Origin of the sequence: Pseudonocardia broussonetiae, from assembly GCF_013155125.1 — a bacterium.
GTDB classification, from domain to species: Bacteria; Actinomycetota; Actinomycetes; order Mycobacteriales; family Pseudonocardiaceae; genus Pseudonocardia; species Pseudonocardia broussonetiae.
In genome coordinates, this window is the sequence record NZ_CP053564.1 from 2,219,200 (window position 1) to 2,245,665 (window position 26,466).

The window sequence follows — 26,466 nt, forward strand, 5'->3', positions numbered from 1 at the left end:
CTGACGCATCGACGGCCCCGAGCGGCGGATCAACCGGCGGGCACCAGCCGCACCCGGAACGTCGAGGGCCAGAGCTTGCCCGTGAGCAGCAGCTCGCCTCCGCCGGCGTCCGCGATGCCGTTGAGGACGTCGGTCGCGGCGCGCTGCTCGGGGTCGAGCAGGCCGGAGGCGTCGACGACGGCGGTGACCCGCCCGTCGGCCGGGTCCACCCGCACGATCCGGTCGGTCTGCCAGACGTTCGCGTAGACCTGCCCGTCGACGCACTCGAGCTCGTTGAGCCGCGTCACCGGCACCCCGTCCTGCGTGACGTCGACGGCCCCGGTCTCCGCGAACGTCACCGGGTCGTGGAAGCGCAGGCGGGCGGTGCCGTCGGAGCGGACCAGCCGCCCGTCGTCGCCGGCGCACAGGCCCCAGCCCTCGCCGGCGAGCGGGACCTCGCGGACCCGCGTCAGCGACGCGCGGTCCCACTCGTAGGCGACGCCGTCCTGCCAGGTGAGCTGCCAGATCCGGTCGCCGACGACGGTGATGCCCTCGCCGAACACGTCGTCGGGCAGCGGCGCGGAGCGCAGGACGGCCCCGGTCGACGGGTCCAGCTCGCGCAGCTGCGAGGCGCCGACGAGCCCGGTGCCCTCGTACAGGACGCCGTCGGCGATCTCGAAGCCCTGCGTGAAGGCCGTCGGGTCGTGCGGGACCTCGGCGACCACCTCGGCCCGCAGCACCGGCACCGCGGCGGGCCCGGGGGCCGCCGCGCCGCAGCCCGCCATCGCCAGCACCGCTGCGCAGAGGAGCGCGCGCCCGAGGGTCATGCCCGGCAGGGTGGCACAATCACGGCGGTGAGCGCCGAACCCACCACTCCCGCCCGGCTCGTTCACGCCGTCGAGCTCGCCAGGGCCGCCGCCGTCGAGGACGCCACCGCCGACCTGGGCCGCGCGAGCGCCGAGAGCGCCGTCGGCGAGCACCTCGACGCCGTCGTCGAGGACCCGGGCACGCTCACCCACTACTTCGCCGCCGAGCACGGCGGCTACCGGGGCTGGCGCTGGTCGGTCACGGTCGCGTCGGGCTGGGAGGGCGACCCGGACGAGGGGCCGATCACCGTCTGCGAGGTCGTGCTCCTGCCCGGCCCGGACGCCGTCGTCGCGCCCGCGTGGGTGCCGTGGCACGAGCGGATCCGCCCGGGCGACCTCGGCGTCGGCGACCTGCTCCCCGCCCCCGACGACGACGAGCGCCTCGTGCCCGGCTACCTCGGCCCCGACGACGGCTCGCTCGGCACCGAGATCCTCGTCGAGGTCGGGCTGGGGCGCACCAAGGTGCTCTCGCGCGCCGGTCGCGACGCCGCCGCCGACCGCTGGTACGGCGGGCCGCACGGCCCCGGCGCCGACATGGCGAAGGCCGCCCCCGGCTCGTGCGGCAGCTGCGGGTTCTACCTCTCGCTGGCCGGCTCGATGCGCGGCGCGTTCGGCGTGTGCGGCAACGAGTACGCGCCCGCCGACGGGGCCGTCGTCGCCGTCGGGTTCGGCTGCGGCGCGCACTCCGACGTCGTGGTCGAGGCGGCGTCGCCGGTCGCGGTCGCCGAGCTCGTCTACGACGACGGGGTCGACCTGGAGCCGGTGCCCTCGCCCTCGTGACCGCCCCGTCCGGCGCCGACCCGTTCGGCACCGCCGCTCTCCGGGCCGCCGTCCTCGACGCCTGGGCGTCCTCGCCCACGCGCTTCCGCGAGGACGCGAACGTCGAGGAGGACCTGCGCCTGGGCGGCTACGCCGACGCGTGGTTCGTCGAGCTGGCCCAGAACGCCGCCGACGCCGCCCGCGCGGCCGGCGGGCCCGGCCGGATCGCGGTGTCGGTCGTCGACGGTGAGCTGCGCGTCGCCAACACCGGCGCCCCGCTGGACGCGGCGGGCGTCGCCGCGCTGGCGTCGCTGCGGGCCTCGGCCAAGCGCGACGCCGACGCGGTGGGCCGGTTCGGCGTCGGGTTCGCGGCGGTCCTCGCCGTCACCGACGCGCCGCAGGTCGTGTCCACGACGGGCGGGGTCGCGTTCTCCGCGGCCCGCACCGCCGACGCGGTCGCCGGCCTGCCGGGTGCGGCCGCCGAGCTCGCGCGCCGCGACGAGCCGCCGGTGCTGCGCCTGGTCTGGCCCGTCGACGGGGCGCCGGACACCGGGTTCGACACCGAGGTCCGGATGCCGCTGCGCCCCGGGCTCGACCCCGCCGCGCTGCTGGCCCGCGCCCGCGCCGACGCCCCCGACCTGCTGCTCGCGCTGCCCGACCTGCAGGAGATCGCCGTCGGCGGCGAGGTGCTGCGCCGGTCGTCCGACGGGCCCGACACGGTCGTCGCGGGGCGGCGCTGGCGCCTCGCGCGCCGCTCCGGGCGCCTCGCCGCGGCGGCCGACGAGGCCGTCGAGCAGCGCGGGCGCCTCGACTGGTCGGCCACGTGGGCGCTCCCGCTCGACGGCGCACTGGGCGAGGACGAGGTCCTGCACGCGCCCACCGCCACCGGCGAGCGCCTCGGGCTGCCCGCGCGGCTGATCGCGACCGTGCCGATGGAGCCCGACCGGCGTCGCGCGCGCACGGGTCCGGGCGCCGACGCCGTGCTGGCCGGGGCCGTCGACGCCTACCTCGACCTGGTCCGCGCCACCCCGCCGGCCGAGCGGGCCGCCCTCGTCCCCGCGCCCGGTTTCCCCCGGTCCCCGCTCGACGGGCGGCTGCGGGAGCTCGTCGTCGACGCCCTGCGGACGGCGGCGTGGCTGCCCGGCGCCGACGGCTCCGAGCTCGTGCCCGCCCGCGCGCGGTGGCTCGACCTGCCCGGCTCCGAGGAGCTGGTCGCACTGCTCGGGTTCGCCGACCTGGCCGCGGCCCCGCCGCCCGCGGCGCTGGAGGTGGAGCGGCTGTCCCCGGCCGGGCTGGTGGAGCGGCTCGGCGGGGTGGAGCGGCCGCCGTCGTGGTGGCGGGGGCTGTACGCCGCGCTCGAGCCCCTGGCCGGCGCCGTCCCCGGCCTGGCCGACGACCTGCGCGCGCTGCCCGTCCCGCTCGCCGACGGCCGCGTCGCGCACGGCCCGCCGACCGTCCTGCTGCCCGCGGGCGCCGATCTCTCCGCGTCGCTGTTCTCCGTGTCGCTGCCGGGCCTGCACCTCGCGCACCCGGACGCGGTCCACCCGCTGCTCGTGCGCCTGGGCGCCCGGGAGGCCGACGCCCGCGCACTGCTGGAGCACCCGGCGCTGCTCGCGGCCGTCGAGGGCTCGCTCGACGACGCCGACGCGGGGCTCGACGTCCGCCCGCTGGCCGAGGCGGTGCTCGCACTGGTGGAACGGGTCGGCAGCGCCCCCGACGGCTACGGCGCGCTGGCCCTGCCCGCCGACGACGGCCTCCCGGCCCGGGCCGACGAGCTCATGCTGCCCGACGCCGCGCTCGCGCCGCTGCTCGGCGACGACCCGCCCCTGGGCGTCGTCGACGCGCCGTGGGCCGACCGGGCCGCGCTCGTCGCCGTCGGGGTGGTGGACGGGTTCGCGGTCGTCGTCGACGAGGAGCCGACCGGCCCCGACCACGACCTCGACGACCAGGAGCGCTGGTGGGACGCGCAGCCGGAGCCGCCGCGACGGGTGGTGGCCGTGCGCGACCTCGACCTCGTCGCCGACGACGCCTGGCCCGCCGCCCTCGCCCTCCTCGGCTCCGTGCGCGAGACCCGCGAGGCGCTGCGGGAGGGCTACACGCCCTGGTGGCTGGCCCGGCACGTGCGGCTGGGCGGGCGGCGGGCCGACCACTGGCGGCTGCCCTCGGCGACGGGCATCGCGGCCCTCTACGACCCGTGCGCGGCAACCGTGGCCCCAGCCACGATCGCCACTCACGACCTCGAGCCGTGCGCGGATACGAGTGCCCCGGCACTCGTATCCACTCACGGGTCGGAGGAGGTGTGGCGCGCCGTCGGGGTGCGCGCCGACCTCACCGTCACCGACGCCCGCGGCGCCGCCGACCTCCTCGACCGCCTCGCCGACCCCGCCCGCCACCCGGACGTCGCGCTGGTCGCCGACGCGCACATCGCGCTGACCGACGCCGTCACCGCCGGGCGGGTCGACCCGGCCGACCTCGACGCCCCGGAGCGCGTGCGTGCGCTCGACGGGACGGTCGTGTCCGTCGACGTCGCCGTGGTGCTCGACGCCCCCTGGCCCGCCTCGGTGCTCCCCGCCGGCGAGCTCGTGGCGGGCGGCGACCCCGTCGTGCTGGCCGACCTGCTCGACCTGCCGCTCGCCACCGACGTCGTCGGGGGCACGGTCGAAGGGGCGGGGACGGCGGTGCCGTGGGCCGACGTCGCCGAGGTCGTCGTGGCGTGCCACACGCTCGGCGTCGCCGTCCCGCCGGGCTCGGTGGTCCGCCACGACGAGCTGTGGGTGCAGGTCACCCGGCCCGTCACCGGCCGGTTCCGCGTCCCGGTGTGGCCCGACGGCGTCGGCGGCTGGCACGCCGAGGACCCCCTGCGGGCGCTGCTCGCGCTGCTTGCCGGGTGAAGGACACGTGCTACACAGAGGTGTGACTCTCCAGCGCCGGCCCCGTCGCGTCAGCGTGCTGTCCGTGCACACCTCGCCGCTGGAGCAGCCGGGCACGGGCGACGCGGGCGGGATGAACGTCTACATCGTCGAGACCGCGCGGCGGATGGCGCAGCGGGGCGTCGAGGTGGAGGTCTTCACGCGCGCCACGTCGTCGGAGCACCCGCCGGTGGCGGAGCTCGCGCCCGGCGTGCTCGTCCGCCACATCGCCGCCGGGCCGTTCGAGGGGCTGGGCAAGAACGACCTGCCGAGCCAGCTCTGCGCGTTCACCGCGGGCGTCCTGCGCGCCGAGGCCCGCCACGACCCCGGCCACTACGACGTCGTGCACTCCCACTACTGGCTCTCCGGTCAGGTCGGGTGGCTGGCCCGCGACCGCTGGGGCGTCCCGCTCGTGCACAGCGCGCACACGCTCGCCCGCGTCAAGAACGCCGCCCTGGCCGCGGGCGACGAACCCGAGCCGATGGTCCGCGTCATCGGCGAGGACCAGGTCGTCGCCGAGGCCGACCGGCTGATCGGCAACACCGAGTCCGAGGCCCGCGAGCTGGTCGAGCTCTACGGCGCCGACCCCGGCCGCGTCGTCACGATCCCGCCGGGCGTCGACCTCGACCGGTTCGTCCCCGGCGACCGCGCCGCCGCCCGCCGCGCCCTGGGGATCGCGCCCGGCGCCGTCGTGCTCGCGTTCGTCGGGCGCATCCAGCCGCTCAAGGCCCCCGACGTGCTGCTGCGCGCGGCCGCGGAGATGCTGCGCCGCGACCCGGGCCTGCGCGCCCGGCTCGTCGTCCTGGTGGCGGGCGGGCCGTCGGGCAGCGGGCTGGCCGAGCCGACGTCGCTGCAGCAGCTGGGCGCGAGCCTGGGCATCACCGACGTGCTCCGGTTCCTGCCGCCGCAGCGCGGCGCGGGCCTGGTCGACGTCTACCGCGCGGCCGACCTCGTCGCCGTCCCGAGCCACAACGAGTCGTTCGGGCTCGTCGCGCTGGAGGCGCAGGCGTGCGGCACGCCGGTCGTGGCCGCGCGCGTCGGCGGGCTCCCGGTCGCCGTCGCCGACGGGCGCTCCGGCCTGCTCGTGCCCGGTCACGGCTCGGGGCAGTGGGCCGACGCCCTGCGCGCCGCGCTTCTGCGGCGCGACGTCCTCGGCGCCGCCGCGGTGGGCCACGCGCGCCGCTTCTCCTGGGACCGCACCACCGAGTCGCTGCTCGACACCTACGCGGGTGCGGCAGCCGAGTTCGCCGAGCGCCAGGGGGTGCCGGCGGGGATGATCGCGCTGTGACGCCCGAGATGCCCGAGATCCCGAACAGCCCCGGCAGCGACACCGACGCCGTCATCGCCGCCGCGCTCGCCGACCTCGACGTCGACCACCACCGCCGCGAGCCCGGCCAGTTCCTCGTCACCCTCCCCGGCACCGCCCGCCTGCAGACCCACTGCTGGCTCGTCGTGCGCGACCACGCCGTGTTCGTGCAGGCGTTCGTGTGCCGGCGCCCGGACGAGGAGTTCGAGAACGTCTACCGGTTCCTGCTGCAGCGCAACGCCCGGCTCTACGGCGTGCACTACACACTCGACCGGATCGGCGACATCCACCTCACCGGCCGCATCGCGCTGCACGCCGTCACCCCCGACGAGATCGACCGCCTGCTCGGTCAGGTCCTCGAGGCCGCCGACGGCGACTTCAACACCCTCCTGGAGCTGGGTTTCGCGAGCTCCATCCGCCGCGAGCACGCCTGGCGGTCCGAGCGCGGGGAGTCCACCGCTAACCTCCAGGCCTTCGAGCACCTGTTCCGGTAGCGCTCCCACTCCCCAGGAGACCCCATGACCACCACCGCTCGGCGGGCCGTGCCCGCCACCACCTGGGCGCTGCGCGCCACGGCGGCGCTGTCCGCGCTCGGGGTGCTGTACCAGGGCGTCACCGCGAGCGGGGTGGTCAACTCGGTGAGCGGGGCGTACGGGTCGCACCAGACGGGCGCGATCCTGCTGCACGTCCTCACCGGCCTGATGGTGGTCGCCGCGGCCCTCGACTGGCGCCTCTCCGGCGGCACCCTCGCGCCGGCGGTGCTGTCGTCCGTCGTCTTCGCGTCCACGTTCGTGGAGGCCACGCTCGGCGCGGACACGACGCTCTGGGTGCACGTCCCGCTGGCCATGCTGATCACCGCGGCGACCGTGGTGGTCCTGGTCGGCGCCTGGCGCCGCCCGGCCTGAGGGCCCGTCACCCGATCGTGACCCGGCCCGGCCAACCCGCGAGGGCCGGTCCGCCGTCCCTCCCGTGACACCCCGGAGCGACCGGGGGCACGAGGAGGCGGTGACCGTGGCGCTCTGGCGGCGGTGGACGACCCGGCGGGCGGGACTGGTGCTCGGCGCGGTCGTCGTGGGCCTGGTCCTGCTGGGATCGGTGCTGGTGGCGGTGGGTGGCGGCGACGGCGGGTCGTCGTCCTCGCCGTCCGCGTCGTACGAGACCGCGGAGCCCGCGATCGGGCGGAGCACCGAGGAGTACGCCGGGTCGGCCGACGCCGCCGCGCCGCTCGTGGCCCCGGCGGCGCCCGCGCCGGACGGCGCCACCGGGGCGGGGTCCCAGGGGGTGTCCCAGGGGGTGTCGCAGGGGGTCCCGGTCGGGTCCGTGCAGCGCTCGCTGGTGCGGACCGCGCAGCTCACCGTCGAGGTGGGCGACGCGGCGACCGGCGTGCGGGACGTGCGGGCGGCCGCGGCCGCCGCGGGCGGCTTCGTCGCGGAGGAGAGCGCGGGCGACCGCGGCGGCTGGGTGGTGCTGCGCGTCCCGGCCGACGCGCTGGACGCCGTGCTCGACCGGATCGCGGCGGTCGGGACGGTCACCGACCGCTCGTCGTCGGTCGTCGACGCGACGGAGGAGGTCGTCGACCTCGACGCCCGGGTCGCCAGCCAGCAGGCGAGCGTCGCGCGCGTCCGGGCGCTGCTCGCCGAGGCGACCTCGATCGGCGACGTCGTCGCCATCGAGTCCGAGCTCGCCCGCCGGGAGGCCGACCTCGACTCGCTGACCGGGCGGCTGTCGGCGCTGCGCGACCAGGTCGCGTTCTCGACCGTCACCGTCGACCTGCGCGTCCCCGGGGCGGGCGTCGACGACCCGGTGCCCACCGCCGCCGGCTTCGGCCCCGGGCTCGCCGCCGGCTGGGAGGGGCTGATCGCGCTCGGCACCGCCGCCGGCACCGTGCTCGGCTTCCTGCTGCCGTTCCTGCCGCTGGTCGCGCTGGTCGCGGGACTGGTGTGGCTGGTGGTACGCCGACGCCGCCGGTCGGCCCAGGCGGCGTAACGCCTGCTGGGGGAGTTGCGACAGGGGAATGACGTCCGGGGGGACGTCGCTCGCGACGACGGGAGCCGGGCTCGTGACCGACATGCAGCAGCAGGGGTACCAGGGAGCGGTGCCGCCGCAGCGCGGACCGCGCGACGGGTACGGGCACCCGTACCCGCCCTCGCAGCCGTTCGCCCAGGCGGCCCCGCCGGTGCAGACCCGCACGAAGACGATCATCATCCCGCCGCGCGACGGCCGCGCCGTCACCGCGCTGCGGGTCACCGCCTACGTGCTCACGTCGCTGGCGAGCCTGCTGTTCATCGCCGTCGTGGTCTACGGGGCGGTGCAGCTGAACCGGGCGCAGGCCGCGCTGGAGCAGCTGGGCTCGTCGGTCCCGTCGTTCGAGCTGCCGCCCACGCCCGACGTGCCGCTGCCGCCCGGCTGAGCGCGGGGCGGCGCGGAGTGGCCCGCGCCCGGGAGGGGGAGTCGGAGTCGGGCCACCCCGCGTGGAGCCGCCCTGGAGGGCCGCGCGGTCGGGGGCGCCGCGGAGCCACAGGGCACCGGGCGGCGCGGGGGCACCGCCCGTACGGTCCGGCCGGGTGGGTGACCCGTCCGTCCGACGCCGCCACGATGACAGCGCGTGACGATCAAGGCAACCCTTCCGGGCTACCCAGTTGGTGTCACCTCCGGCCGGTCTAGAGTTGGACGCCCGTCGGAGCAGGTCCGCACGGGCGTGCCCGAGGGAGTGCAGCAATGCCCGTTCGCAGCCCGTTCCCGGACGTCGAGATCCCCGAGGTCCCGCTGTTCGACTTCCTGTTCTCCGACTTCGGCGGCCGCGACGCCGAGCCCGCGCTGATCGACGGGTCCTCCGGTGCGTCGATCTCCTTCGCCGAGCTGCGGGGGATGACCGAGCGGATCGCGGCGGCCCTGGCCGAGCGCGGCATCGTCAAGGGCGACGTCGTCGGCATCTTCTCGCCCAACACGCCGTACTACGCGGCGGTGTTCCACGGCATCCTGCGCGCCAACGCGATCGTGACCAGCGCCAACTCCCTCTACAGCCCCGGCGAGCTCGCCCACCAGCTCAAGGACTCGGGCGCCAAGCTGCTGTTCACGGCGTCGCCGTTCCTGGAGCGCGCGGCCGCGGCCGTCGAGCAGGCGGGGCTGCCCGCCGACTCGATCATCGTGCTGGACGGTGCCGAGGGCTACGCGTCGCTGCGCGACCTGCTCGCGAGCACCGCCGAGGTGCCCGCGGCCGACGTCGTCCCGACCGACACCGCCGTGCTGCCCTACTCCTCGGGCACCACGGGCCTGGCCAAGGGCGTCATCCTCACGCACCGCAACCTCGTCGCGAACCTCGTGCAGATGGACGGGGTCATGAAGGTCGGCCCGGAGACGCGGATCCTCGCGGTCCTGCCGTTCTTCCACATCTACGGCATGACCGTGATGATGAACCACGGCCTGCACCGCAACGCCACCGTCATCACGATGCCGAAGTTCGACCTGCCGGAGTTCCTCCGGATCGTGTCGGAGTACAAGATCCAGCGGCTCTACATCGCCCCGCCGGTGGCGGTGGCGCTGGCCAAGCACCCGATGGTCGACCAGTACGACCTGTCGTGCGTCGACGTCATCTTCTCCGGCGCGGCCCCGCTCGACGCCGAGCTCGGCAACGCGATGGGCAAGCGGCTGGGCTGCACGGTCCTGCAGGGCTACGGGATGACCGAGCTGTCGCCGGTGAGCCACGCGATGCCCGACGACCGCCCCGACCTCGACCTCAACTCCTCGGGCTTCGCGCTGCCCAACATCGAGTGCAAGCTCGTCGACCCGGAGACGGGCGAGGAGGTCGGCCCCGGCGGGCGCGGCGAGCTGTGGGTCAAGGGCCCGAACGTGATGGTCGGCTACCTCAACAACCCCGAGGCCACCGCCGCCACCCTGGACGACGAGGGCTACCTGCACACCGGCGACGTCGCCGAGGTCACCGAGGAGGGCGTCTTCTCGATCGTCGACCGCGTCAAGGAGCTCATCAAGTACAAGGGCTACCAGGTGCCGCCGGCCGAGCTGGAGGCGCTGCTGCTCACCCACCCGAAGATCGCCGACTCGGCCGTCATCGGGGTGAAGGACGCGGAGGGCGAGGAGGTGCCCAAGGCGTTCGTGGTGCTGCAGGACGGCGCCGAGCTCAGCGCCGACGAGGTCATGGCGTTCGTCGCCGAGCGCATCGCCCCGCACAAGAAGGTGCGGGTGGTGGAGTTCATCGACGTCATCCCGAAGTCGGCGTCCGGGAAGATCCTGCGCAAGGACCTCCGCGCTCGGGAAGCCGCCAACGCCTGAGACGGCGGACCAGCCGGAACGGGGCTCTGACCAGCACGAACGCCCGACCACTCCCGCTTCCCCCTCTGTGAGGGACCGGCGGAGTGCCGGGTGATCTGGGGTCATCCACGGGACCGGTACGGAACGCGGAGATGCCCCGGCGTCCACAGTGGAATTGTCACCGTGGACCGCCGGGGCCTCTGCCGTTCCCGCCCTCATCCGTCGAGCAGCGTCGTGATGCGGTCGTTGTAGGCCGAGCGCTGACCGTCCAGACACTTTGCGTAGACCGTCAACAGCACCTTGACGGAGTTCCCCGCGCGCTCGGCTACCTCGGTGGGCGGGACCCCCGCGGCCAACCAGCTCGACAGAGCGGCATGGCGGAGGTCGTACGGACGACGGGCGAGCGGGGACACCTCCTGCGCCGGGCTGAGCCCGATCTGCCGGGCCTCCTCCCACACCCGGGAGTAGACCGAGCCCGGCACGTTCTCTCCCGACTCGACGCCGGAGAACAGCCGGCCGTCCCGCGTCGTCCCGAACTCCGCCAGGTGCGCGCGCAGGATCTCGACGAGCGTGGGCGGGATCGGCACCGGCCGGACCTCCTCCGCCGCGCGACGCTTCAACGGACGCTCGTGGTGACGCTTCCCCCGCGGCGCGTAGTAGCCGGCGCTGACCTCCGAGCGCGATCCCGTGAGCACCAGCTCGCCCCAGCCCGAGGTGGGCAACGTGCAGTCCGCCTCCCGCAGCAACTGGACCTCGCCGGGCCGCAGACCGGCGTAGTAGATGCAGGCGAAGAACGCATGCAGCCGCCGACCACGGTCCCGATCCTGGAGCCGCCGGCCCCTGACGTAGGTCACCGCTGCGAGCAGTTGGCGCGCCTGCGCCGGGTTGACCACCACGCGTGGGTCGACGATCTGCGGCCCGCTGTGGCGCACGACGTGGCGCCGACCGGTGAGCGGGTTGACGTCGATCCACCCCGACGACCGCGCGAACTCCACCGTGCGGTGCAGCACCGCCCGACGCTTGTCCCACGTCAGCGACGTCACCGAGCGCCCTGAGACGGTCTTGCCGAGCGCCGTCAGCAACTCCGAGGCCACGATGTCATCGCCCAGATCGGCGACTGGTCGAGATGCTCGGACCACCCAGCTCGCTGCCGCGGTCTGCGCCGCAGTCAACGGCTCACCACGACGAGGCGGCGGGAGCAGGCGCGTCGACAGCAGCCGCTGCAGAGCCGCCGGATCGGGCGCGTGATCGAGTTGCCGGACGAACAGCGGCACGATCGCGGCCATGCTCGTCACGACGCCCTTACGCGTGTTCGGAGGTGCGCCGCTGGCCCACAACCAGTCGACGTAGCTCGTCGCCACCTCCAGGAGCGTCCGCGCGTTCCGCTTGCGCGCGAGCGACACCGGGAGCCCGCTCTGCACCTCGAACGCCTCACCCGCCCGCTGAGCCCGTTGCAGGTCCGACCGGAACGACTCCGCCAGCGCCTTGGTCGCGTACCACTCCGAGTGCTCCCGCCCCTCGGTCTTCCATCGGACGCCGTACCGACGGCGCGAGGCGTGCTTGACGACGTTCCACACGCTCACGCGGTAGGTCGTCGGCCGCTCGCTCATGCCGCCCGTCCCGGCGCGTCCCGCAGGCCCTCCAGCCAGTCCAGCAGGTCACCCCGCCGCACCCGGAGGTGCCCGTTGGGCAGACGGAAGCAGGGCGGAGCGGTCCGCTTCTCCCGCCACTCGTAGAAGGTGTCCCGAGAGACGCCCCCAAGCAGTTCGAGCACCTGCCGGACACTCAGCAGCTCGTCACGGTCGATCGCCTTCACGCCGCTACCTCCTCGGTTGCCGAACGCTCGTCGGGCAGGTCGCCGGCCAGGGCTTGGGCGGCGGTGTAGTCGGCTTTCCAGCGTTGTCGCTGGGAGATCGCGTGTAGCAGCAGCGCCGGTCTTGTCGGGACGTCCGGGTCGCCGGGCCGGGTCTTCTCCCACTCGAACGGCCCGTCATCCACTGCGTAGCCGGGCCGGACTCCGGCGGTGTGGAGGAGTTGCCGAACGAACGCGGCCCGTTCGGCCTGGTGGTCGTCGAGGGTCTTGCCCGACCACTTGCGCGAAACGAGGACGCGGCGGCCGCCGATGCCCAGGTGTTCGGGGCGGTGGGCCTTGCCCTTGCACTGCCCGGGCACGGCGGTGTGCCGGACCTTCTTGGGCTGGACCCCGTAGAGGAGCCAGATCGGGCACTGCGGGGAGCACGGGGTGCGGTCGAGTTCGGCGACGAGACGGCGGCGGTGCTCGCGTTGCCGAGCGGTCGGGTCCTCGACGAGCCCGGCGGCCTGGGAGACGGACTTGGTGAGGTACTTGGTCAGGTAGCCGATGTGGCGCCCGGCCTCCTCGGTGCCGCCGAGGATGCCCTTGACGTGCACCTGGGCGCCGAACGTGACCGTGTGCCCGGGAGTCAGCAGCACCTCCGGGTCGGTGGCCTCCTCCCAGGTGGGGAGTTCGGCGCCGGTGTCGGGGTCGACGAAGCCGTGGGCGTCGTCGTTCCACACGGGCGCGTGGTCGCCGCAGTAGACCTGCTGGTCGTGCTCGGGCCACCACACCTGGTGGTAGGTCGCGGCGGTGATCGCCCGCAGCTCCGCGCGCGGGATGGTGCCCCTGATCGCGGCGTGGAAGTGCGGCGCCCCGCGCTTCTGGGGCTCGATGGTCCCGAAGTACTGGACCTCCCACCCGACGCAGCGGCGGGTGTTCTGCCAGAACCGATCGACAATCTTGGGGAAGTGGATCGCGTCGCGGGCAGCGCGGCGGTAGTCGTAGCCGTCCGGGTCGAGCGCAGCTCCGTCCCCGTCCACCCGCCCGTAGGAGTCCAGGGTGAGGGTGAGGAAGGTGGAGGGCCGGTACTTGCCGCCGAACACCTGCCCGAGCGTGCGCTTCTCCACCGGCCGCCGGGGCAGGTTCGGAGCGTCCTGCCGTCGCCGGGTCGAGCGCTTCACCGTCGGCCGCTCGGGCGGGTCGAGCGGTTCCAACCGGCCCGTCACGCCGGCCCGGCGCAGCTCTTCGTCGAGGACGGCGACGGTGTCGCGGATGGCCTCGCGCTCGGATTCCTCGTCCTCCTCCTGGTAGACCGCGTGCAGGTCCGCCCGGACCGCCAGCAGCTCCTTCTGGGTCTCGGTCGGTGTGGGTCGGGTGGGGATGGGTTCGTGCTCGAGGTGCCAGCCCTCCCGGCACTGGGTCATCCGGGTGCGGCGGCACTTGTCCGCGCACGGCTTGCAGACGTCATCCCGCCGGGATCCGCAGGGAACGGGGACGACGTCGACCCGCCCGGTGGTCAGGTCGAGCCGGCGCATGGCCAGCGGGCGGACGCAGACGCCGTGGTCTTCGGCGAGCTGCTGGGCGACGTCCCCGGACAGGGACATCAGGGCCTTCTGCGCGCGGGTGAGCTGGTCGTAGTCGACGGTCACCGGTTCGGTGGTGGTCATGCCTGGCCTCCGATCGGTTGCAGCGCCGGAACGGGTGCCGCGAACGGCCCGCCCTGCACGGGGATGGCCAGCGGGGGCGAGGCGGGGGAGTGGACGAAGTGCTCCAGGTCCTTGATGACGTGGTCGGGCACCCAGGCCGAGCGGACCCGGAGGGGTTCGCGGATGCCTTCGCCGAACAGGTAGCCGATCCCGGGTTCGTGTTCGCCGATGCGGTTGGCCCAGGCGCCGCGGTCGTAGGCGTGCTCGCCGAGCACCATCGATACGTGGGACTTGCTCGCCACGCGCAGGCAGATCCGGCGGGGGAACAGCTCGCGGACCGGGACGGTGTCCTTGGTCGGTTCCTGGACGTAGCCGCGGACGGAGTACCCGAGTGCGCGGCCCTGGGTGGTGAGCAGTGCGACGCGTTCGACGATGGCTTCGCGGGTCTTGCGGTCGCCGACGTAGCGGACCAGGGCGCCGATCTCGTCGAACTCGACCAGCTCCAACGGAAACTCCCGACTGATCGGGACGACCCGCTTGTGGGTGGAGAACTGCTCCTTGCGGGCGGTCATGCCGTCGATCAGGTCGTCCAGCAGCGCCAACGCGTCCTTCGACGTGGAGGCGTAGCGGTGGAATACCCGCCGGCCGTAGGCCAGCTCCATGCCCTTGGGGTCGATGCCGGAGACGCGGACCAGGCCGTCGCGGATGGCCGGGGCCAGGGAGATGATCGGAGCCCAGGTGAAGGAGTTTTTGCCCGCGCCGGTGGAGCCGGCGACGAGGGTGTGGCTGCCTTCGATGGCCTGGAACCAGTCGGTGCCGTACTCGCTGCGCCCGGACCACACGCGGCGGAAGTCGACGTGTTCGCCGCGGACCCAGGTCAGGTTCCCGAGGTGTTGGCACGGGACGACCGAGGCGAGGCGGTCGTGGCGCTGGAAGTCGATCGACACCAGGTCCGGTCCGAGCTCGCGAACCTGGCAGCGAGCGACCCCGCGGGCGACGGCCAGTGAGCGGGCGGCGAGGTCGAAGTCCTCCGGGGTCTGCCCGGGCACGAGCCGTACCCGCACTTCGTCCCAGGACCCGCCCGAGCGGACCCCGACCACGCGGGGTGTGCGGCCCGCGCCGGGCTTCACCTTCGGCTGGACCGCGGACCGCCGGAACGGGTTGACCTGGACGTGCACGCCGGGATCGCGGTCGGCGACGGTCAGCCCGCAGGCTCGCAGCCAGCCGGGCATCTTCCGGGCGTAGAGCACCCACCGCAGCCACCAGGCCCGCAGGTGCCGACCGGCCCAAGGCTCGAAAGAGTCGCGGCCGAGCTGCCACCACCCGAGCAAGCCGAGCCCGATGACCGCGGCGGTGATGGCGAGCGAGGGCCAGCCCAGCAGGTAGCACCAGGCCGCTGCAACGGCGGTGCTGACACTGGTCCGCCAGTGCTTCACGACTTGGCGTCCTGCCCACAAGACGCCCTTGACGATCAGCCAGAGCGTCACGAACACGACGGCGATCGCGGCCAGGGCTTCCAGGAGCTGGGTCAACCAGCGCCCGACCTTGTGCAGCACCCACAGCCCACCCCCGGCCACGAGGGCGACCAGAACGATCTGCGCGGTACTCATCACGCCACCTCCCCAGCGACAGGGGCGGACCATCGCTGGTGCGCGGCCTGCCGGGTAACGCCGAGTCGGGCGGCGATCTCGCCCCAGGAGTAGCCGGCCTCTCGGAGCCCGGTCACGGCGTCGCTGATGGCGGCGTCAAGTTCCACGGAGAGGGCGGCGAGGTCGGGCAGAGCGTCCACGTCACCGGCAGCGATCCGACGGCCGGCGGCTCGGATGACCCGACGGCCGAACGCGGCGAACTCCGAGTTCTCCACCACCCGCGCCGTTCGTCCATTCGTCAAGGTGGCGTTAACGCGGGATCGGGTCCGGGCGCTCACGCAGCCACCGCCCCAGTCGGCCCGATCAGTGGACGCTGCCCGAGGAACAGGGCCGTCCGCTCGTCCGGGGTGAGGCCGGCTGTGATGCCCCAGCGCCGGGCCGGGCTCTCGGACGCCATGACGTCGGCGAGGCACGGCACCCGGACCGGGCACCCCGTGCAGATCCGGCGGGCCGCGGTGACGGCCGGTCCTGTGGGGGTCAGGTCGAGCGGGTAGAAGGTCTCCGGGTCGGCGGCGGCGCAGGCCGCGAGCTGGCGCCAGTCCCATCCGGCGAGGTCGGCGAGGTGGACCGGGGCGGTCATGCCGTCACCCCCAGCTCGGCCCAGTTGGACAGCGCTCCGGCGGCGTCGGAGGTTGGCCGGTGGTCGGTGCGGGCGCGCCAGTCCGCGGCGGTGTCGCGCCAGAACCGGGACCGTTCCTGCTGCCTGTGCCCGGCCGCCAGGGCCGCCTTGCCGTGTAGCCGGTCGAATCCGGCGCGGTAGGTCCAGCGGGCCAGGACCCGCCACCACGCCGCCCGCCGGGCACAGACCCGCGCCAGGGCGAGCGCGCGGTGGGCGTGCTCGACGTTGCTGGTGTGCGGCATCCGGGCCGCGAGGTCGTAGGCGTCGTCCAGCTCGGCCAGGGCGGTGACGATGTGGGCCGGGATGTCCGGGACGACTCGCGTCGCCGCCGAGTCAGCGGGTGGGGCGATCAGGGGTGTGCGCATCTAAGGTCGGTGTCCTTCCGGGACTCGGTTCCTTGCCAGGGGTTGGGCTCGTGGAAGGTCAGGAGGGGAGCCCGGTTGCAGCCGCGGCTCCCCTCCGCCATGTCGCTCAGGCGGCCTCCCCGGTGTGCGCGCGGGGCGTCGGCTTACCCGCGCCGGCCTGTTGCGGGGCGCGCATCGCCGAGGCCCGAAAGCTGTAGGCGATACGGGTCCGGCCGCCGTTCTCGTTGAGATAGGGCGTGACGGTGAGCCCGTCGAACTCCACCGGACGGAACGGCATCCCCGCGATCGCCTCCGGCGGGACCGGCTGATGCGGGGCGGCGATCTTCACGGTGACCGTCTTGGCGTCCTTACGGGCGTCCGGGTCGGGGTCGAGCACCGACACCGACCACACCAACTGGCCGGTCTCCTTGTCGGTGGCCTGCACCGGCCGCTCTCGGGTCGAGCGCTCGAAGTCCCGGACCGGCTCGACCTCCCCGACGACGTAGGCGCCGTGCGGGAACACGTCCCCGTGGTTGACCTTGAACTTGCCGTTGATCGCCATTGCGCCTCCTGAGTGTGCGGCAGGCTGTCTGGCCTATGCCACTTACCACTATAAGTGGCATAGGCCACTGAGGCAATGGGGGTGTGGATGACTTGCCCACGGCCGGGGCTACCGGGCCAGCGGGTACTCCTGGCGGAAGGCCCAATGATCGGGTGGGTAGGTGGCCTCGTCGAACTGGATCGGCTGGTCCGAGCTGCCGTAGGCGGTCAGTCGGTAGACCAGGACGGCGGCCGGGCGGGGGAGTTCGAGCAGTCGACGTTCCTCGGCCGTTGCCAGGCGCGCCGCAACCTGGTCCCGGGCGTACTCGGAGTCGCGGCCGGTCACCTCGGCGATGTACTTGCCCGTCCCGCCCAGCAGCCGTTCCGGGTGCAGCAGCCGCGGGGCCGGCCCGGCGAGCTGAGGGGCGAACCACGATGTCGACAGCTCGATCGGTCGGCCGCCCTCACCGCGCAGCAGACGAGTGCGGCGGATGACCTCGCTGCCGGTCGGGAGCTGTAGCGCCTCGACGACGTGATCGGCGCCGGTCACGATGTCGGTGGCGAGGAACTCGACGGACTCGGCCGCCCCGTACATCGTGCCCAGGTCGCGGCCCCGCTCGTAGCGCTCACGCGCCCGGGGAGCGGCCTGACTCGCCCGCACGTAGGTGCCCGACCCCTGCCGGGACTCCACGAGACCCTGAACGCGCAGCGACTCCAGTGCGCGGGCCGCGGTCGGGCGGGCCACGCTCCACCGCACCGCCAGCTCACGCTCCGACGGGACCTCATCACCGGGGTTGAGGTCTCCGCGCACGATCTGGTCGCGGATGTGGCCGGCTATCTGCAGGTACTTCGGGAGCACCTTCTGGATCTCGGGCATCTGCCCCTCGCTGGGCTCATCAACTGTCCTATGCCACTTGCCACTGTAGGCGCCTATCGTTCACTGGAGTTCACGTAGGGTCGCGCAGGTGGGGACCCTCACTGTGGCCGCCGGAGGCGGTGGCGACGCCATCACCGGCGCCGCGATTGCCGGCCGCCACGCCACAGCCGGCCCGCCGATCGTCATGACCTACTCATGGGACCGACTTATGATCGACCCACTCCCCGGACCACGCACCGCCGCCGACTTCACCGGACTGCGCAAGCTCGCTCCGAACGTGCTCGAAGTGGTCGCCACGACCACGCCCATCGGCGGCGCCGGCTCGTCGCTCCCGAGGCTCGCAGCCGAGCTGCCCGCGCGGCTCCTGCTGCTCGATCCGAGCGGGGGAGCGGTCGGCATGGCCCACCAGATCGTGGCAGCGGTCGAGTACTTCCAGCTCGACGACGTAGACCTGATCGACGTTGGAGGCGATGCCCTCACCAACGGCGCGGACCTGGGGCTGCGCAGCCCGCTCGCGGATCAGCTGGCACTCGCCGCATGCGTTCGGACTGGAATCCCGACCCGGCTACTCATCGCCGGTGCCGGTCTCGACGGCGAGCTGCCGGCCGCCGTGATTGCGGAGCGCCTGACCCAGCTCGACGCGCAGGACCTTCCCGCGCTTGACGCCGAATCCATCGCCGCCGTCCGCCATGTGTTCGGGTGGCACCCGTCCGAGGCATCTGGGCTGCTTGCCGCGGCCGCCGCGGGACGCCGCGGAAGTGTCGAAGTCCGTGACGCAGGCGATCACGTCGAGATGACAGACGCCACGACGCTTCTGTCCGCGGTCGACGCGAAGCGAGCCGCCGAAGTGACCCCCGCTGCGCAGATACTCGACGCCAAATCGCTTGATGACGCAGAGCGGTCAATCCGCGAAGTCACCGGAATCTCCGAGATTGCGTACGAGACCCAAAAGGCTAAACGGCTGGCCACCGGTCATGCTCACGAGCCCACCGAAGCCGATCTACCCGTCGTTGATCGCTTCGCCGACAGCGCCCGCCTGCACGGAGCAGAGTTCATCAGTGTCCGCCGCCTGTCGGAACTCGTCGGCGCAACGACACTTTCTACGTTTACCGCCCTAACTGATCTGCTCGCGACCAATCGTTCTAAACGGTATGAACCGTCGTTGTATCGAACCACGTAGGCGGTCGCTCTCACGGGTCCAGTAGAGTAGGTCCCTTCAAAGGAGTAGGGGACTGATGCTACAGCCGACGCGGGTAACTGTTTCACGAAAGCTGCGGCCTAAGAGATTGACAGGCGGGGAGCTTTCGGAGCTGATCGCTCTCGCTATTGACGGCGCAAGCCGCGTTATCACGTCAGCCGAGTGGCGAGGTGGAGAACAGACACGCTCTACAGATGTGACCAAGCTAGTGGAGGTCCACCGTCCGCACGACCTGATCAAAATGGACTTGCTGGTGTTCTACCCCGACGACTCCGCTCTTGATTTCGAATTGATCGGAACCTTTGATCAGTCGGCAGAAGCCAGCACTGGAACGGCCCTTGCTCGCGCACATCAGATTGAAAGCCGGTACTCCGCGATTCCGACGCGCCGTGCGGCGCTACTGGTTGCCCGGGCACTGCTCTGGGCCAGCCTCCTTGTAGGAGTCCTAGTCTGTTGGAGCTTGCTCTCCCGGCTGATTGATTTAAATTCGCTCCCATTCCCGGTGTCGGTATCCATCATGGGCATATTTTTGGCTGTGGTTGCAGTAGTTGCTTGGCTAACAGCAAGCAGGGTATGGGAGCTTGCTCCAAGCAGAACATCCGTTATTCCTATCGATTTGTCATGGTTTCGCAATCCAGCAATTATGGTGCCTCTTTTTGGGGCATCAGCAACAGCGGTCACGGCAACGGTTGCAGCCATTACGCTCCTCACGCGCTAACGCTCGCACCCAACGTCGCGGTGTGTGGCGTCGACGAGCTTTAACGCTCGCCGCCACGCTGCGGGTCGTTCGACCGTGGTAGCCCCTGCGCTCCGGGCGACGCCTCCCCTGGCCACCCACCGCGCTTCGGCGGGCGTCACCAGCAGTGCTGCCGAATCTGTCTCTTTAGGATCAAGCGCGCCGCCTCCGGCGGCGCGGGGCCGGCCACGCCGGCCCCGGCACTCGCTCACTACACCTCCGGCCCGTTCGCGGCGCCGTGGCCGCCTACCCGGCCCCACTGCCAGAAGACGAGCGAGCGTGCTCCCAGGACTGATTCAGCGACGAACGACCCGACGAAGCTCATCCAGCGACGGCGCGCCGGACACCCCGTCCGCAGACCGATAGACCCGACACGACAGGTTCGCCGCCGGCGTCGCCTGCTCCGCGAACGGATCCACCCCATCGATCAGGACCGTGGGCGACCCAGCGAACGCAGCCGCCGATCCGATCGAGTCCTCAGTGAGCGTGCGGACCATGATCAAGGTGTCGGAGCGCCCGGTATCATCGAGCGCCCGACGCAGACGTTCGTAGGCCGGCGCTTCGTTCGGGCAGTCCGACACAACCAGCAGCTCGACCCGCATAGCCGCAAGTGTGCCTGGCTCAGCCCCCCGAGGGGCAGCCGGTGAACGCTTTAGTCGTTGCGGCCCATCCGGATCAGATTGCCGCTCGGATCCTTCACGTTGAACTCGACCATCCCCCATGGCTCGATCACGACGTCGCTCACCGGCAGGCCCTGCTCCTTCCACTGCCGATTCCACTCGACGGGATCAGCGACGTGCACGTAGCAGGCTGCGGCGTTGCGCTCCGGGTCCAGATCCGCCCGCAGATCCAGGTGCAGGATCTCGGCCTCCCCGTGCATGACGAAGGCGTACTCGGGGCTGTACTCATCGACGCGCAGCCCGGCCCGAGTCCAGAACTCGCGAGCGGCGGCCATGTCGTGCACAGCAAAGATTGGAGTGATCGCAGGACGGGCGACGACGCGGCCGGCCATGTTGTGGAGGCAGCTACCGCACACGGCGATCTCGGGGTGCAGTCCCAACCTCGAGACGTCTTCCGCAGGCCGGGGTTCGCCGCAGCAACCGCATGCCACGGTGGTCGGGCCCACTTCGTCGGTCATGGCGCCCCCTCGGCCTCGCCGTGAGCGTAGCGGGAGCACCTCGGCGGGCAGGCTGACTTCACAGACGAGCCGCGCGGCACAGCTCCACGAGACTCGTCAGTCGTCGGACGCGTGGACCCTGCGCCACCGCCGGCTCGCCGAGCGCTCTTCGCGTACGAACTCCTCGGCCCGCGCTGCCGCCCGCCGCAGATGATCAGCCCGAGTCGGATCGGGATGGGCATCGGCTCGCTCGCGCAGGAGCTTGGCTAAGCGCTCGGAAGTGCGGGCCACCTCGTCGGCAAGCCGAGCGACATCGCCGGCGAGCTCCTGGGATGTGCGCCGAACCTCACTGGACGAGGTCACCAGCTCGGGACCCCCACTGAGGCCACGAGTAGTCACGGTGCCTCCCCGGATCTCGCCTGAACCTCTGCCCAGACCGTCTTCCCTCCCGGTAAGACGACGTAGCCCCAGTTGCGACTCAGTGCGGCCACCAGTCGCAACCCGCAGGCCGGTTCATGCTCCGACATGGACAGTCTGAGCCGGGGAATGTCGGGTGAGAAGTCGATGACGCGGATCACCGCGACCTCGCCGTCATGCCCGACGTGGACCTCGCCCGGCGTGCCCGCATGCTCGATGACGTTGGTGACCAGCTCGTTCAGGACGAACATCACGTCATCCCGGTCTCTCGGAGCGACGCCCCACTGGTTCAGCGCTGAGGTGAGGTGTCTTCGGATCCCCGCGGGCGCGGTGATCTGAGGTTCGAACCGCCACGACGCTTCAGCCACCTGTACCCGGGCTCCCTGCGTCGGCTGTTGGTCGATAGCTCATCCATGCGTGCCCGGTGAGAATCGCATCAAACTCTGGCCTGCAGATCATGCGGGCTCCGCCCGCGCCCGGCACCGCTCGGAGATCGGGGGAGTGCGGCGGGGTGGTGATCTCGCCGCGGCACGCCGAGACGGCTACCGGGTCGAGGGGCGGGGCACAAGGCGGGAAGACGTGCCTTGCACCCCGCCCCTCGACCCGGAAGGGTTCCACCCGCGCCGCGACGAGATCACCACCAGCATCCGGCGTGCAGGAAGGTCGTAGAGCGTTTCCCGCACCGTCTACGGGACCGGCACGTAACGACCACCGGCAGCGACATGATCAAAATCAGCGCTGTCGCAGGTCGAGGGCCGTGTGTCGCCGAGGCCCGCGGTTCCTGCGCAAGGACCTGCGGGCGCGGGAGGCGGCCACCGCCTGAGGCGGACCGGCCCCGGCGTCCACGGTGGAACTGCCACCGTGGCCCGCCGGGGCCTCTGCCGCTCCGTCCCGGCAGCACCCGCGCGACGTTCGACGGGTCGCGGCGCGCACCGGTCAGACCGGCCGGCGTGGCGCCCCGGCTGCGGCGAGGACCGCCGTTGCGGCGGCGGCGGCCCGACGTGCCGCCTCCTCGACCGGCAGCGCACGCAGCTGCGGGGTGTTGACCTCCACGCACCACGGCCCGGTGAAGCCGGCGCGCAGCACGGCGCGGACCAGGCCGACGACGTCGAGGTCGCCCTCTCCGGGCAGCCGGCGCGTGGCGCGGGCGTGGGCGAGGAAGTCCGCGTGCACCCGCGGTCCGTCGTTGAGCTGGACCGCGGCGACCGGCCCCGTCAGCGCGGCGGGTTCTCCGCCGTTGTGGGAGAAGTGCCAGACGTCGATGAGGCTCCCGACGTTCGACGCCTGCACCCTGCCCAGCAGCTCCGCGACGGTGTCCGGGCCCGCGAGGACGGACCACGGGAACGCCTCGACGGCGACCAGCAGGCCGCGCTGTGCGAGGCGGCCTGCCAGCGCATCGAGCCGTGCGGCAGCGGCGTCGAGGTCGAGCGTGCCGTCGCCACGGAACTCGCCCGCGCTGACGTGGCGGCCCCCGAACGCATCGGCCACCGCTTCGACGCGGGCGACGCCGGCATCCAGGTCGACCGGATCTCCATCCAGCGCCCAGCCGCCCAGGAACTCGATCTCGACGACACGCAGACCCGTCTCGGCCAGCACCGCGCGCATGTCCGCGACGTCCAGCCCGGACGAGATCGTGCGGGGCAGGTCGTCGACGTGCAGCCCGATCCCGGTGAACCCCGCCGCCGCGGCCGCCCGGCACCGCTCGGTGAACGGGAACCGGGGTTCCTCGCCGAAGCCGGCGCCGGTCAAGGTGAAGAAGCTCGCGACGAGGTCGTAGCCGCGCCCGGTGTCAGCCACGGTCGGCGGTCACCCCGAGGATGCGCACGAGCCCTCCCGTCCCGGGCCAGCACCACCCGGCTACCGCGGGCCTCGTTCCGCCAGCCTCTCGAGGCACTCCGACGAGGTCAACGATCCGCCCCAGCCCTTCCAGGCAGCGGAACCCGGACCTGCGGGCGCAGGCCCGAGCCGCTACGGCGGGCAGCAGCCGTCCGAGCACGCCTCCGCCGCCGGTCCGGACACCGGCGGCGGGGCGCAGCACAGGTCCCCGCGCCACGCGGCACGGCCCTCCCGCACGGCGAGGACGGCCAGGACCAGACCGGCGACGGGGTCGGCCCACCACCACCCCAGCGCCGCGTCGAGCACCAGGCCGACGAGCACGGCCGCGGACAGGTAGGTGCACAGCAGGGTCTGCTTCGAGTCGGCCACCGCGCTGGCCGACCCGAGTTCCGTCCCCGCCCGGCGCTGCGCCAGCGACAGGAACGGCATCACCACGACGCTCACGGCCACCAGGACGATGCCGACGGTCGAGTGCTCCGCGTCGGCCCCGCCCAGCAGCGCCCGGGCCGACTCGACCGCCACGTAGGCCGCCAGGGCGAAGAACGACCAGGCGATGACCCGCAGAGCCACCCGTTCGCGGCGCCGGGGGTCGGGGCCGGCGAACTGCCAGGCGACGGCCGCCGCGGAGCCGACCTCGATCAGCGAGTCCAGGCCGAACCCGATCAGCGCCACCGACGAGGCGATCGTCCCGGCCGTGAGGGCGACGGCGGCCTCGACCAGGTTGTAGGTGATCGTGCCCGCGACCAGCCACCGGACGCGGCGGCGCAGGACGGCCTGCCGCTCGGCGGTGGGCGCGGCGGCGGTCACGACGCCTGCTCCACCGGGGCCGGCGCGCCGTACGCCGGGCACAGCGCGACCGCGGCCCCGGTCTCCGCGAGCAGCACCTCCGCGCTGCGCAGCACGTCGATCAGCTCGGGGCGGGTGAGCGCGTAGTAGGACTGCCGGCCCTCGGTGCGGGAGTCGACGAGCCGGCAGTCGCGCAGGCACGCGAGGTGCTGGGAGACCGTCGACTGCGCCAGCCCCAGCATCCGGGTCAGGTCGACGACCCGGGCCTCGCCCTCGGCCAGCCGCAGGACGATGGCCAGCCGCGCCGGGTCGGCCAGGGACCGGAACAGCGCCACGGCCGGCACCACGTCGACGGCACCACAACTCATCGTCACGCAGCGATGGTAGCGGCTGAGGACGATGGGAAGCGCGGTCGGGCTCCCGGTGGAACGGTGCAGCCCCCATTCGCTGCGACCGGACACGCAGCGCGTCGCGTTCGCAGCAACCGTGCGCGGAAGTGGCGCATCCTGCGCGGCGGTCGGAGCAATTCGAGCCCGTGGGGCATGAACCCGGGTTGTCGGCGAATCGGCATGGGTATGCCGGGCTGGTCCCATTCGACCCACCGACAGGAATTGACGATGCGCACACGAATCGCCGCCGCGGCAGCAGCACTGGCCACCACCGCGACCATCGGTCTCGCCGGCCCCGCCGTCGCCCAGCCCCCGCCCGCCCAGGAGGGCCTGATCAACGTGAACGTGTCCGACCTCGACGTGCAGGTCCCCATCGCGATCGCCGCCAACATCTGCGACGTCACGGTCGCGGTACTGGTGTCCCAGCTGCAGGACGGGGCGGCGGACTGCACGGCCACCGGTGACGCGGACGCCATCACCACGTCCAGCAGCGGTCCTGCGCCGCGGCAGTCCGGCCTGGTCAACGTCAACCTCAGCGACGTCGCCGTGCAGGTGCCGGTGACCGTGGCGGCCAACGTGTGCGACGTCAGCGTCGCGGTCCTGGTCGACGAGCTGGAGGACGGCTCCGCCCCGTGCGACGCCGACTCCGACGCCAACGCGGTCATCACCCCCGCCTGACGTCCGGCGGCCGCACGACGGCGGACGGCGGGACCGGGATGCGCCACGGCATCCCGGTCCCGCCGCGCGCCCGTGCTCCGATCGCGACGACAGGTGGTCGCAGTGCACGACGGCACCATTGTCGTAATGGGATCACCAGCGGTTCGTCGCCGTCGAGAATGCAGATCTCCTGCAAATGCGCTCGCGCCGCCCGCAATGATCGCGAATCGCTCGTCGTGCCGTTCTTCAGGAAGTGTGGAACGGTTCCATTTCACTCCGGGACGCGGGCGGCGAGGACCGGCTGACCCGGGCCGGTGAGCTCCTGCGCGGTGCCACGCCGCCCGGCGATCGCCATCAGCAGGGACTCGGCGGGCCCCTCGACCACCGGGCCGGTGCCGGCGCTCCAGTCCAGGTCGGTGGCGGCCAGCGCCAGTCCGCGCACGCGCTTCGCCGCTCCGATGGTCGGCGCGGTGCGCGCGAAGTCCAGCGCGACGCGCAGGCGGTCGGCGGGGATCTCACGGGGGAGGCCGAGGGGGCGGCGGATGTCCTGCTGGTGGATGACGCCGTCGGTCAGGGCGATCCGCCCGCCGAACCCGGCCGTGAGGCCCCGGGGCTGCTGGTGGTCCCGGACCAGTGCGAGCAGGTCGTCGGGGCTGCGACCGGCGTACGCCGCGACGCCCGCGCCGTTGACCCGGTCCGGGAGGATCCCGCCCCGGACGAACCGCGCGACGAGGCCGACCGTGCTCAGTTCCTCGTAGCTGAACATGTGCGCCACGACGTCGCGGACGCGCCACCCGGCGCACAGCGACGGCGCGTCCCACTGCGCCGGCGTCAGCGTGGCGAGGAGGTCGGCGAGGTCGGCCCGCTCGTCCCGCGCGAGGGCCATCGCGTCGCCGGTCACGACCGGCCCGCCACGACCGCGCCGAACCCGTCGAGCAGGAACACCCAGCCGCCGCCACCGCGGATCGCGTCGTTGATCGTCCCGCCGCCCACGAGCCGCTCGAAGGAGCCGTGCTCGACGTCGACCACGGTCTCCGCCGGGCCGCTCGCGGTGAACCGGACCTCGATCTCGCTGGCGTGCGCGGGGTCGGGGTCGAACTGCCAGGACCCGTTGATCTGCCAGGTGAGCACCAGCCGGTGCGGGGGGTCCCAGACGAGCACGCGGCCCCAGTCGCACTCCGTCCCGTCCACGCCGCGCTCGTACCAGCGGCCGTCCACGCGGGGCTCCAGGACCACCTCCTCCACCTCGGCCGCGCCGATGTGGAACTGGTGGGGCCACCAGGCGTCGACCTCGCCGGTGAACACCCGGAACGCCTCGTCGATCGGCACCGCGACGGTGGCGCTGTCGGTGATCGGGGGGATCGGGGCCGTCGTGGTCATGGGGTCTCCTGTCGGGGCTCGGGGGGAGGGGTCTCGGCGACCTTCTGGAACCCGGTCAGGGCGTCGGCCCAGACCCCGTCCAGCCAGGCCCGCAGCGCGGTCACCCCGGCCTGGTCGAGGCGGTAGATGCGCCGGGTCCCCTCGGCGTGGCTGTCGACCAGGCCGCCGTCCTTGAGGACGCGCAGGTGCTGGGAGACCGCCGGGCGGCTGATCGGGAGCCGGTCCGCGAGCTGCTGGACCGAGAGCGGCCCGCGGGCGAGCAGCTCGAAGATGGCGCGGCGGGTCGGGTCGCCGAGCAGACCCAGCCCCGCATCTCCGTAAGCCGTCACGAACGGTAAGGCTAGACGTACGGATGCGGTGTGCGCAACGGTCCCGGCCGCCGTGGGGGGCCC

The 26,466-nt window shown here is 73.0% G+C and carries 30 protein-coding genes; 11 read left to right on the top strand and 19 right to left on the bottom strand.

Annotation, left to right across the window (positions count from 1 at the left end; translation table 11 throughout):
• Positions 1 to 29: 29 nt before the first annotated feature.
• Positions 30 to 806, bottom strand: a complete 777-nt coding sequence (locus HOP40_RS10950) for a glutaminyl-peptide cyclotransferase (protein ID WP_172157348.1) — start codon at positions 804 to 806, stop codon at positions 30 to 32.
• Positions 807 to 833: 27 nt separating this feature from the next.
• Between HOP40_RS10950 and HOP40_RS10955 the strand changes: the two genes are divergently transcribed.
• The 8 genes from HOP40_RS10955 (at position 834) to HOP40_RS10990 (ending at position 10,109) form a co-directional block, all read left to right on the top strand.
• Positions 834 to 1,625 (top strand): DUF3027 domain-containing protein, encoded by a 792-nt coding sequence (locus HOP40_RS10955; RefSeq protein ID WP_240157624.1) that lies wholly within the window; start codon positions 834 to 836, stop codon positions 1,623 to 1,625.
• Positions 1,622 to 4,495, top strand: coding sequence for a sacsin N-terminal ATP-binding-like domain-containing protein (locus HOP40_RS10960; protein WP_172157350.1), 2,874 nt, complete (start codon positions 1,622 to 1,624; stop codon positions 4,493 to 4,495). Before HOP40_RS10955 ends, HOP40_RS10960 begins: the two co-directional genes overlap by 4 nt.
• A gap of 7 nt (positions 4,496 to 4,502) precedes the next feature.
• On the top strand, positions 4,503 to 5,801 hold the full coding sequence (gene mshA, locus HOP40_RS10965; RefSeq protein ID WP_172157352.1) for a D-inositol-3-phosphate glycosyltransferase: 1,299 nt from the start codon (positions 4,503 to 4,505) through the stop codon (positions 5,799 to 5,801).
• Positions 5,802 to 5,809: 8 nt separating this feature from the next.
• Positions 5,810 to 6,313 carry a type III secretion system chaperone family protein gene (locus HOP40_RS10970; protein ID WP_172168203.1) on the top strand — a complete coding sequence of 168 codons (504 nt, stop codon included), beginning with the start codon at positions 5,810 to 5,812 and terminating at the stop codon, positions 6,311 to 6,313.
• A 24-nt stretch (positions 6,314 to 6,337) separates the two neighbouring features.
• Positions 6,338 to 6,724, top strand: coding sequence for a hypothetical protein (locus HOP40_RS10975; protein WP_172157353.1), 387 nt, complete (start codon positions 6,338 to 6,340; stop codon positions 6,722 to 6,724).
• A 100-nt stretch (positions 6,725 to 6,824) separates the two neighbouring features.
• Positions 6,825 to 7,805 (top strand): DUF4349 domain-containing protein, encoded by a 981-nt coding sequence (locus HOP40_RS10980; RefSeq protein WP_172157355.1) that lies wholly within the window; start codon positions 6,825 to 6,827, stop codon positions 7,803 to 7,805.
• Positions 7,806 to 7,878: 73 nt separating this feature from the next.
• Positions 7,879 to 8,229: a hypothetical protein gene (locus tag HOP40_RS10985; RefSeq protein WP_172157357.1), complete on the top strand. Its 351-nt coding sequence runs from the start codon at positions 7,879 to 7,881 to the stop codon at positions 8,227 to 8,229.
• A gap of 308 nt (positions 8,230 to 8,537) precedes the next feature.
• Complete coding sequence (locus tag HOP40_RS10990; RefSeq protein WP_172157359.1) at positions 8,538 to 10,109, top strand: 4-coumarate--CoA ligase family protein; 1,572 nt, start codon at positions 8,538 to 8,540, stop codon at positions 10,107 to 10,109.
• 194 nt (positions 10,110 to 10,303) lie between these two features.
• On the opposite strand, the gene HOP40_RS10995 is transcribed toward HOP40_RS10990, so the two are convergent.
• From HOP40_RS10995 to HOP40_RS11035, 9 genes are all read right to left on the bottom strand, one after another.
• Positions 10,304 to 11,698, bottom strand: coding sequence for a tyrosine-type recombinase/integrase (locus tag HOP40_RS10995; protein WP_172157361.1), 1,395 nt, complete (start codon positions 11,696 to 11,698; stop codon positions 10,304 to 10,306).
• On the bottom strand, positions 11,695 to 11,904 hold the full coding sequence (locus tag HOP40_RS11000) for a helix-turn-helix transcriptional regulator (RefSeq protein ID WP_308112777.1): 210 nt from the start codon (positions 11,902 to 11,904) through the stop codon (positions 11,695 to 11,697). Before HOP40_RS11000 ends, HOP40_RS10995 begins: the two co-directional genes overlap by 4 nt.
• A complete protein-coding gene (locus tag HOP40_RS11005; protein WP_172157363.1) occupies positions 11,901 to 13,550 on the bottom strand; it encodes a replication initiator in 1,650 nt (549 codons plus the stop codon). The genes HOP40_RS11000 and HOP40_RS11005 overlap by 4 nt, the downstream gene beginning before the upstream one ends.
• A complete protein-coding gene (locus HOP40_RS11010) occupies positions 13,547 to 15,139 on the bottom strand; it encodes an FtsK/SpoIIIE domain-containing protein (protein WP_172157365.1) in 1,593 nt (530 codons plus the stop codon). The genes HOP40_RS11005 and HOP40_RS11010 overlap by 4 nt, the downstream gene beginning before the upstream one ends.
• Positions 15,139 to 15,396 carry a hypothetical protein gene (locus tag HOP40_RS11015; protein ID WP_205347154.1) on the bottom strand — a complete coding sequence of 86 codons (258 nt, stop codon included), beginning with the start codon at positions 15,394 to 15,396 and terminating at the stop codon, positions 15,139 to 15,141. The genes HOP40_RS11010 and HOP40_RS11015 overlap by 1 nt, the downstream gene beginning before the upstream one ends.
• Positions 15,397 to 15,452: 56 nt before the next feature.
• A complete protein-coding gene (locus HOP40_RS11020; protein ID WP_172157367.1) occupies positions 15,453 to 15,758 on the bottom strand; it encodes a WhiB family transcriptional regulator in 306 nt (101 codons plus the stop codon).
• Complete coding sequence (locus HOP40_RS11025; protein ID WP_172157369.1) at positions 15,755 to 16,162, bottom strand: hypothetical protein; 408 nt, start codon at positions 16,160 to 16,162, stop codon at positions 15,755 to 15,757. Before HOP40_RS11025 ends, HOP40_RS11020 begins: the two co-directional genes overlap by 4 nt.
• Positions 16,163 to 16,268: 106 nt before the next feature.
• On the bottom strand, positions 16,269 to 16,703 hold the full coding sequence (locus HOP40_RS11030) for a plasmid replication, integration and excision activator (protein WP_172157371.1): 435 nt from the start codon (positions 16,701 to 16,703) through the stop codon (positions 16,269 to 16,271).
• 108 nt (positions 16,704 to 16,811) lie between these two features.
• Positions 16,812 to 17,558: a GntR family transcriptional regulator gene (locus HOP40_RS11035; RefSeq protein WP_172157373.1), complete on the bottom strand. Its 747-nt coding sequence runs from the start codon at positions 17,556 to 17,558 to the stop codon at positions 16,812 to 16,814.
• Between the two features lie 88 nt (positions 17,559 to 17,646).
• Here HOP40_RS11035 and HOP40_RS11040 point away from each other — a divergent pair, with 88 nt between their 5' ends.
• Together HOP40_RS11040 and HOP40_RS11045 are read left to right on the top strand one after the other, a co-directional pair.
• Positions 17,647 to 18,738, top strand: a complete 1,092-nt coding sequence (locus HOP40_RS11040; protein ID WP_172157375.1) for a DUF1152 domain-containing protein — start codon at positions 17,647 to 17,649, stop codon at positions 18,736 to 18,738.
• A gap of 214 nt (positions 18,739 to 18,952) precedes the next feature.
• Positions 18,953 to 19,474, top strand: a complete 522-nt coding sequence (locus HOP40_RS11045) for a hypothetical protein (protein WP_172157377.1) — start codon at positions 18,953 to 18,955, stop codon at positions 19,472 to 19,474.
• 314 nt (positions 19,475 to 19,788) lie between these two features.
• On the opposite strand, the gene HOP40_RS11050 is transcribed toward HOP40_RS11045, so the two are convergent.
• From HOP40_RS11050 to HOP40_RS11075, 6 genes are all read right to left on the bottom strand, one after another.
• Complete coding sequence (locus HOP40_RS11050) at positions 19,789 to 20,094, bottom strand: hypothetical protein (protein WP_172157379.1); 306 nt, start codon at positions 20,092 to 20,094, stop codon at positions 19,789 to 19,791.
• 50 nt (positions 20,095 to 20,144) lie between these two features.
• Entirely contained in the window at positions 20,145 to 20,630 is a 486-nt protein-coding gene (locus tag HOP40_RS11055; RefSeq protein WP_172157381.1) for a VOC family protein, read from the bottom strand.
• Positions 20,631 to 21,004: 374 nt separating this feature from the next.
• Positions 21,005 to 21,394: an ATP-binding protein gene (locus tag HOP40_RS11060; protein WP_172157383.1), complete on the bottom strand. Its 390-nt coding sequence runs from the start codon at positions 21,392 to 21,394 to the stop codon at positions 21,005 to 21,007.
• A gap of 568 nt (positions 21,395 to 21,962) precedes the next feature.
• A complete protein-coding gene (locus tag HOP40_RS11065) occupies positions 21,963 to 22,823 on the bottom strand; it encodes a sugar phosphate isomerase/epimerase family protein (protein ID WP_172157385.1) in 861 nt (286 codons plus the stop codon).
• A 171-nt stretch (positions 22,824 to 22,994) separates the two neighbouring features.
• Positions 22,995 to 23,669 carry a cation efflux transmembrane domain-containing protein gene (locus tag HOP40_RS11070; protein WP_240157625.1) on the bottom strand — a complete coding sequence of 225 codons (675 nt, stop codon included), beginning with the start codon at positions 23,667 to 23,669 and terminating at the stop codon, positions 22,995 to 22,997.
• The gene (locus HOP40_RS11075; RefSeq protein WP_172168209.1) at positions 23,666 to 24,016 is read right to left on the bottom strand and encodes an ArsR/SmtB family transcription factor; all 351 of its coding nucleotides are present in this window, start codon (positions 24,014 to 24,016) and stop codon (positions 23,666 to 23,668) included. Before HOP40_RS11075 ends, HOP40_RS11070 begins: the two co-directional genes overlap by 4 nt.
• Positions 24,017 to 24,265: 249 nt before the next feature.
• On the opposite strand from HOP40_RS11075, the gene HOP40_RS11080 reads away from it, so the two are divergent.
• Complete coding sequence (locus HOP40_RS11080) at positions 24,266 to 24,715, top strand: hypothetical protein (protein ID WP_172157388.1); 450 nt, start codon at positions 24,266 to 24,268, stop codon at positions 24,713 to 24,715.
• Between the two features lie 250 nt (positions 24,716 to 24,965).
• Here the strand turns inward: HOP40_RS11080 and HOP40_RS11085 are convergent, their stop codons facing one another.
• From HOP40_RS11085 to HOP40_RS11095, 3 genes are read right to left on the bottom strand one after another with little or no spacing between them, the layout of a single operon-like run.
• Positions 24,966 to 25,580 (bottom strand): maleylpyruvate isomerase family mycothiol-dependent enzyme, encoded by a 615-nt coding sequence (locus HOP40_RS11085; RefSeq protein WP_172168211.1) that lies wholly within the window; start codon positions 25,578 to 25,580, stop codon positions 24,966 to 24,968.
• A gap of 11 nt (positions 25,581 to 25,591) precedes the next feature.
• Positions 25,592 to 26,074, bottom strand: coding sequence for an SRPBCC family protein (locus tag HOP40_RS11090; protein WP_172157390.1), 483 nt, complete (start codon positions 26,072 to 26,074; stop codon positions 25,592 to 25,594).
• The gene (locus HOP40_RS11095) at positions 26,071 to 26,403 is read right to left on the bottom strand and encodes an ArsR/SmtB family transcription factor (RefSeq protein ID WP_172157392.1); all 333 of its coding nucleotides are present in this window, start codon (positions 26,401 to 26,403) and stop codon (positions 26,071 to 26,073) included. Before HOP40_RS11095 ends, HOP40_RS11090 begins: the two co-directional genes overlap by 4 nt.
• Positions 26,404 to 26,466 lie beyond the last annotated feature (63 nt).

What these genes read in the sequence shown, in the direction of transcription:
- HOP40_RS10950 (WP_172157348.1), bottom strand. Translation starts at nt 806, where the DNA reads ATGACCCTCGGGCGCGCGCTCCTCTGCGCAGCGGTGCTGGCGATGGCG.
- HOP40_RS10970 (WP_172168203.1), top strand. Translation starts at nt 5,810, where the DNA reads ATGCCCGAGATCCCGAACAGCCCCGGCAGCGACACCGACGCCGTCATC.
- HOP40_RS10975 (WP_172157353.1), top strand. Translation starts at nt 6,338, where the DNA reads ATGACCACCACCGCTCGGCGGGCCGTGCCCGCCACCACCTGGGCGCTG.
- HOP40_RS10990 (WP_172157359.1), top strand. Translation starts at nt 8,538, where the DNA reads ATGCCCGTTCGCAGCCCGTTCCCGGACGTCGAGATCCCCGAGGTCCCG.
- HOP40_RS10995 (WP_172157361.1), bottom strand. Translation starts at nt 11,698, where the DNA reads ATGAGCGAGCGGCCGACGACCTACCGCGTGAGCGTGTGGAACGTCGTC.
- HOP40_RS11005 (WP_172157363.1), bottom strand. Translation starts at nt 13,550, where the DNA reads ATGACCACCACCGAACCGGTGACCGTCGACTACGACCAGCTCACCCGC.
- HOP40_RS11010 (WP_172157365.1), bottom strand. Translation starts at nt 15,139, where the DNA reads ATGAGTACCGCGCAGATCGTTCTGGTCGCCCTCGTGGCCGGGGGTGGG.
- HOP40_RS11020 (WP_172157367.1), bottom strand. Translation starts at nt 15,758, where the DNA reads ATGACCGCCCCGGTCCACCTCGCCGACCTCGCCGGATGGGACTGGCGC.
- HOP40_RS11025 (WP_172157369.1), bottom strand. Translation starts at nt 16,162, where the DNA reads ATGCGCACACCCCTGATCGCCCCACCCGCTGACTCGGCGGCGACGCGA.
- HOP40_RS11030 (WP_172157371.1), bottom strand. Translation starts at nt 16,703, where the DNA reads ATGGCGATCAACGGCAAGTTCAAGGTCAACCACGGGGACGTGTTCCCG.
- HOP40_RS11035 (WP_172157373.1), bottom strand. Translation starts at nt 17,558, where the DNA reads ATGCCCGAGATCCAGAAGGTGCTCCCGAAGTACCTGCAGATAGCCGGC.
- HOP40_RS11050 (WP_172157379.1), bottom strand. Translation starts at nt 20,094, where the DNA reads ATGCGGGTCGAGCTGCTGGTTGTGTCGGACTGCCCGAACGAAGCGCCG.
- HOP40_RS11055 (WP_172157381.1), bottom strand. Translation starts at nt 20,630, where the DNA reads ATGACCGACGAAGTGGGCCCGACCACCGTGGCATGCGGTTGCTGCGGC.
- HOP40_RS11075 (WP_172168209.1), bottom strand. Translation starts at nt 24,016, where the DNA reads ATGAGTTGTGGTGCCGTCGACGTGGTGCCGGCCGTGGCGCTGTTCCGG.
- HOP40_RS11080 (WP_172157388.1), top strand. Translation starts at nt 24,266, where the DNA reads ATGCGCACACGAATCGCCGCCGCGGCAGCAGCACTGGCCACCACCGCG.
- HOP40_RS11085 (WP_172168211.1), bottom strand. Translation starts at nt 25,580, where the DNA reads ATGGCCCTCGCGCGGGACGAGCGGGCCGACCTCGCCGACCTCCTCGCC.
- HOP40_RS11090 (WP_172157390.1), bottom strand. Translation starts at nt 26,074, where the DNA reads ATGACCACGACGGCCCCGATCCCCCCGATCACCGACAGCGCCACCGTC.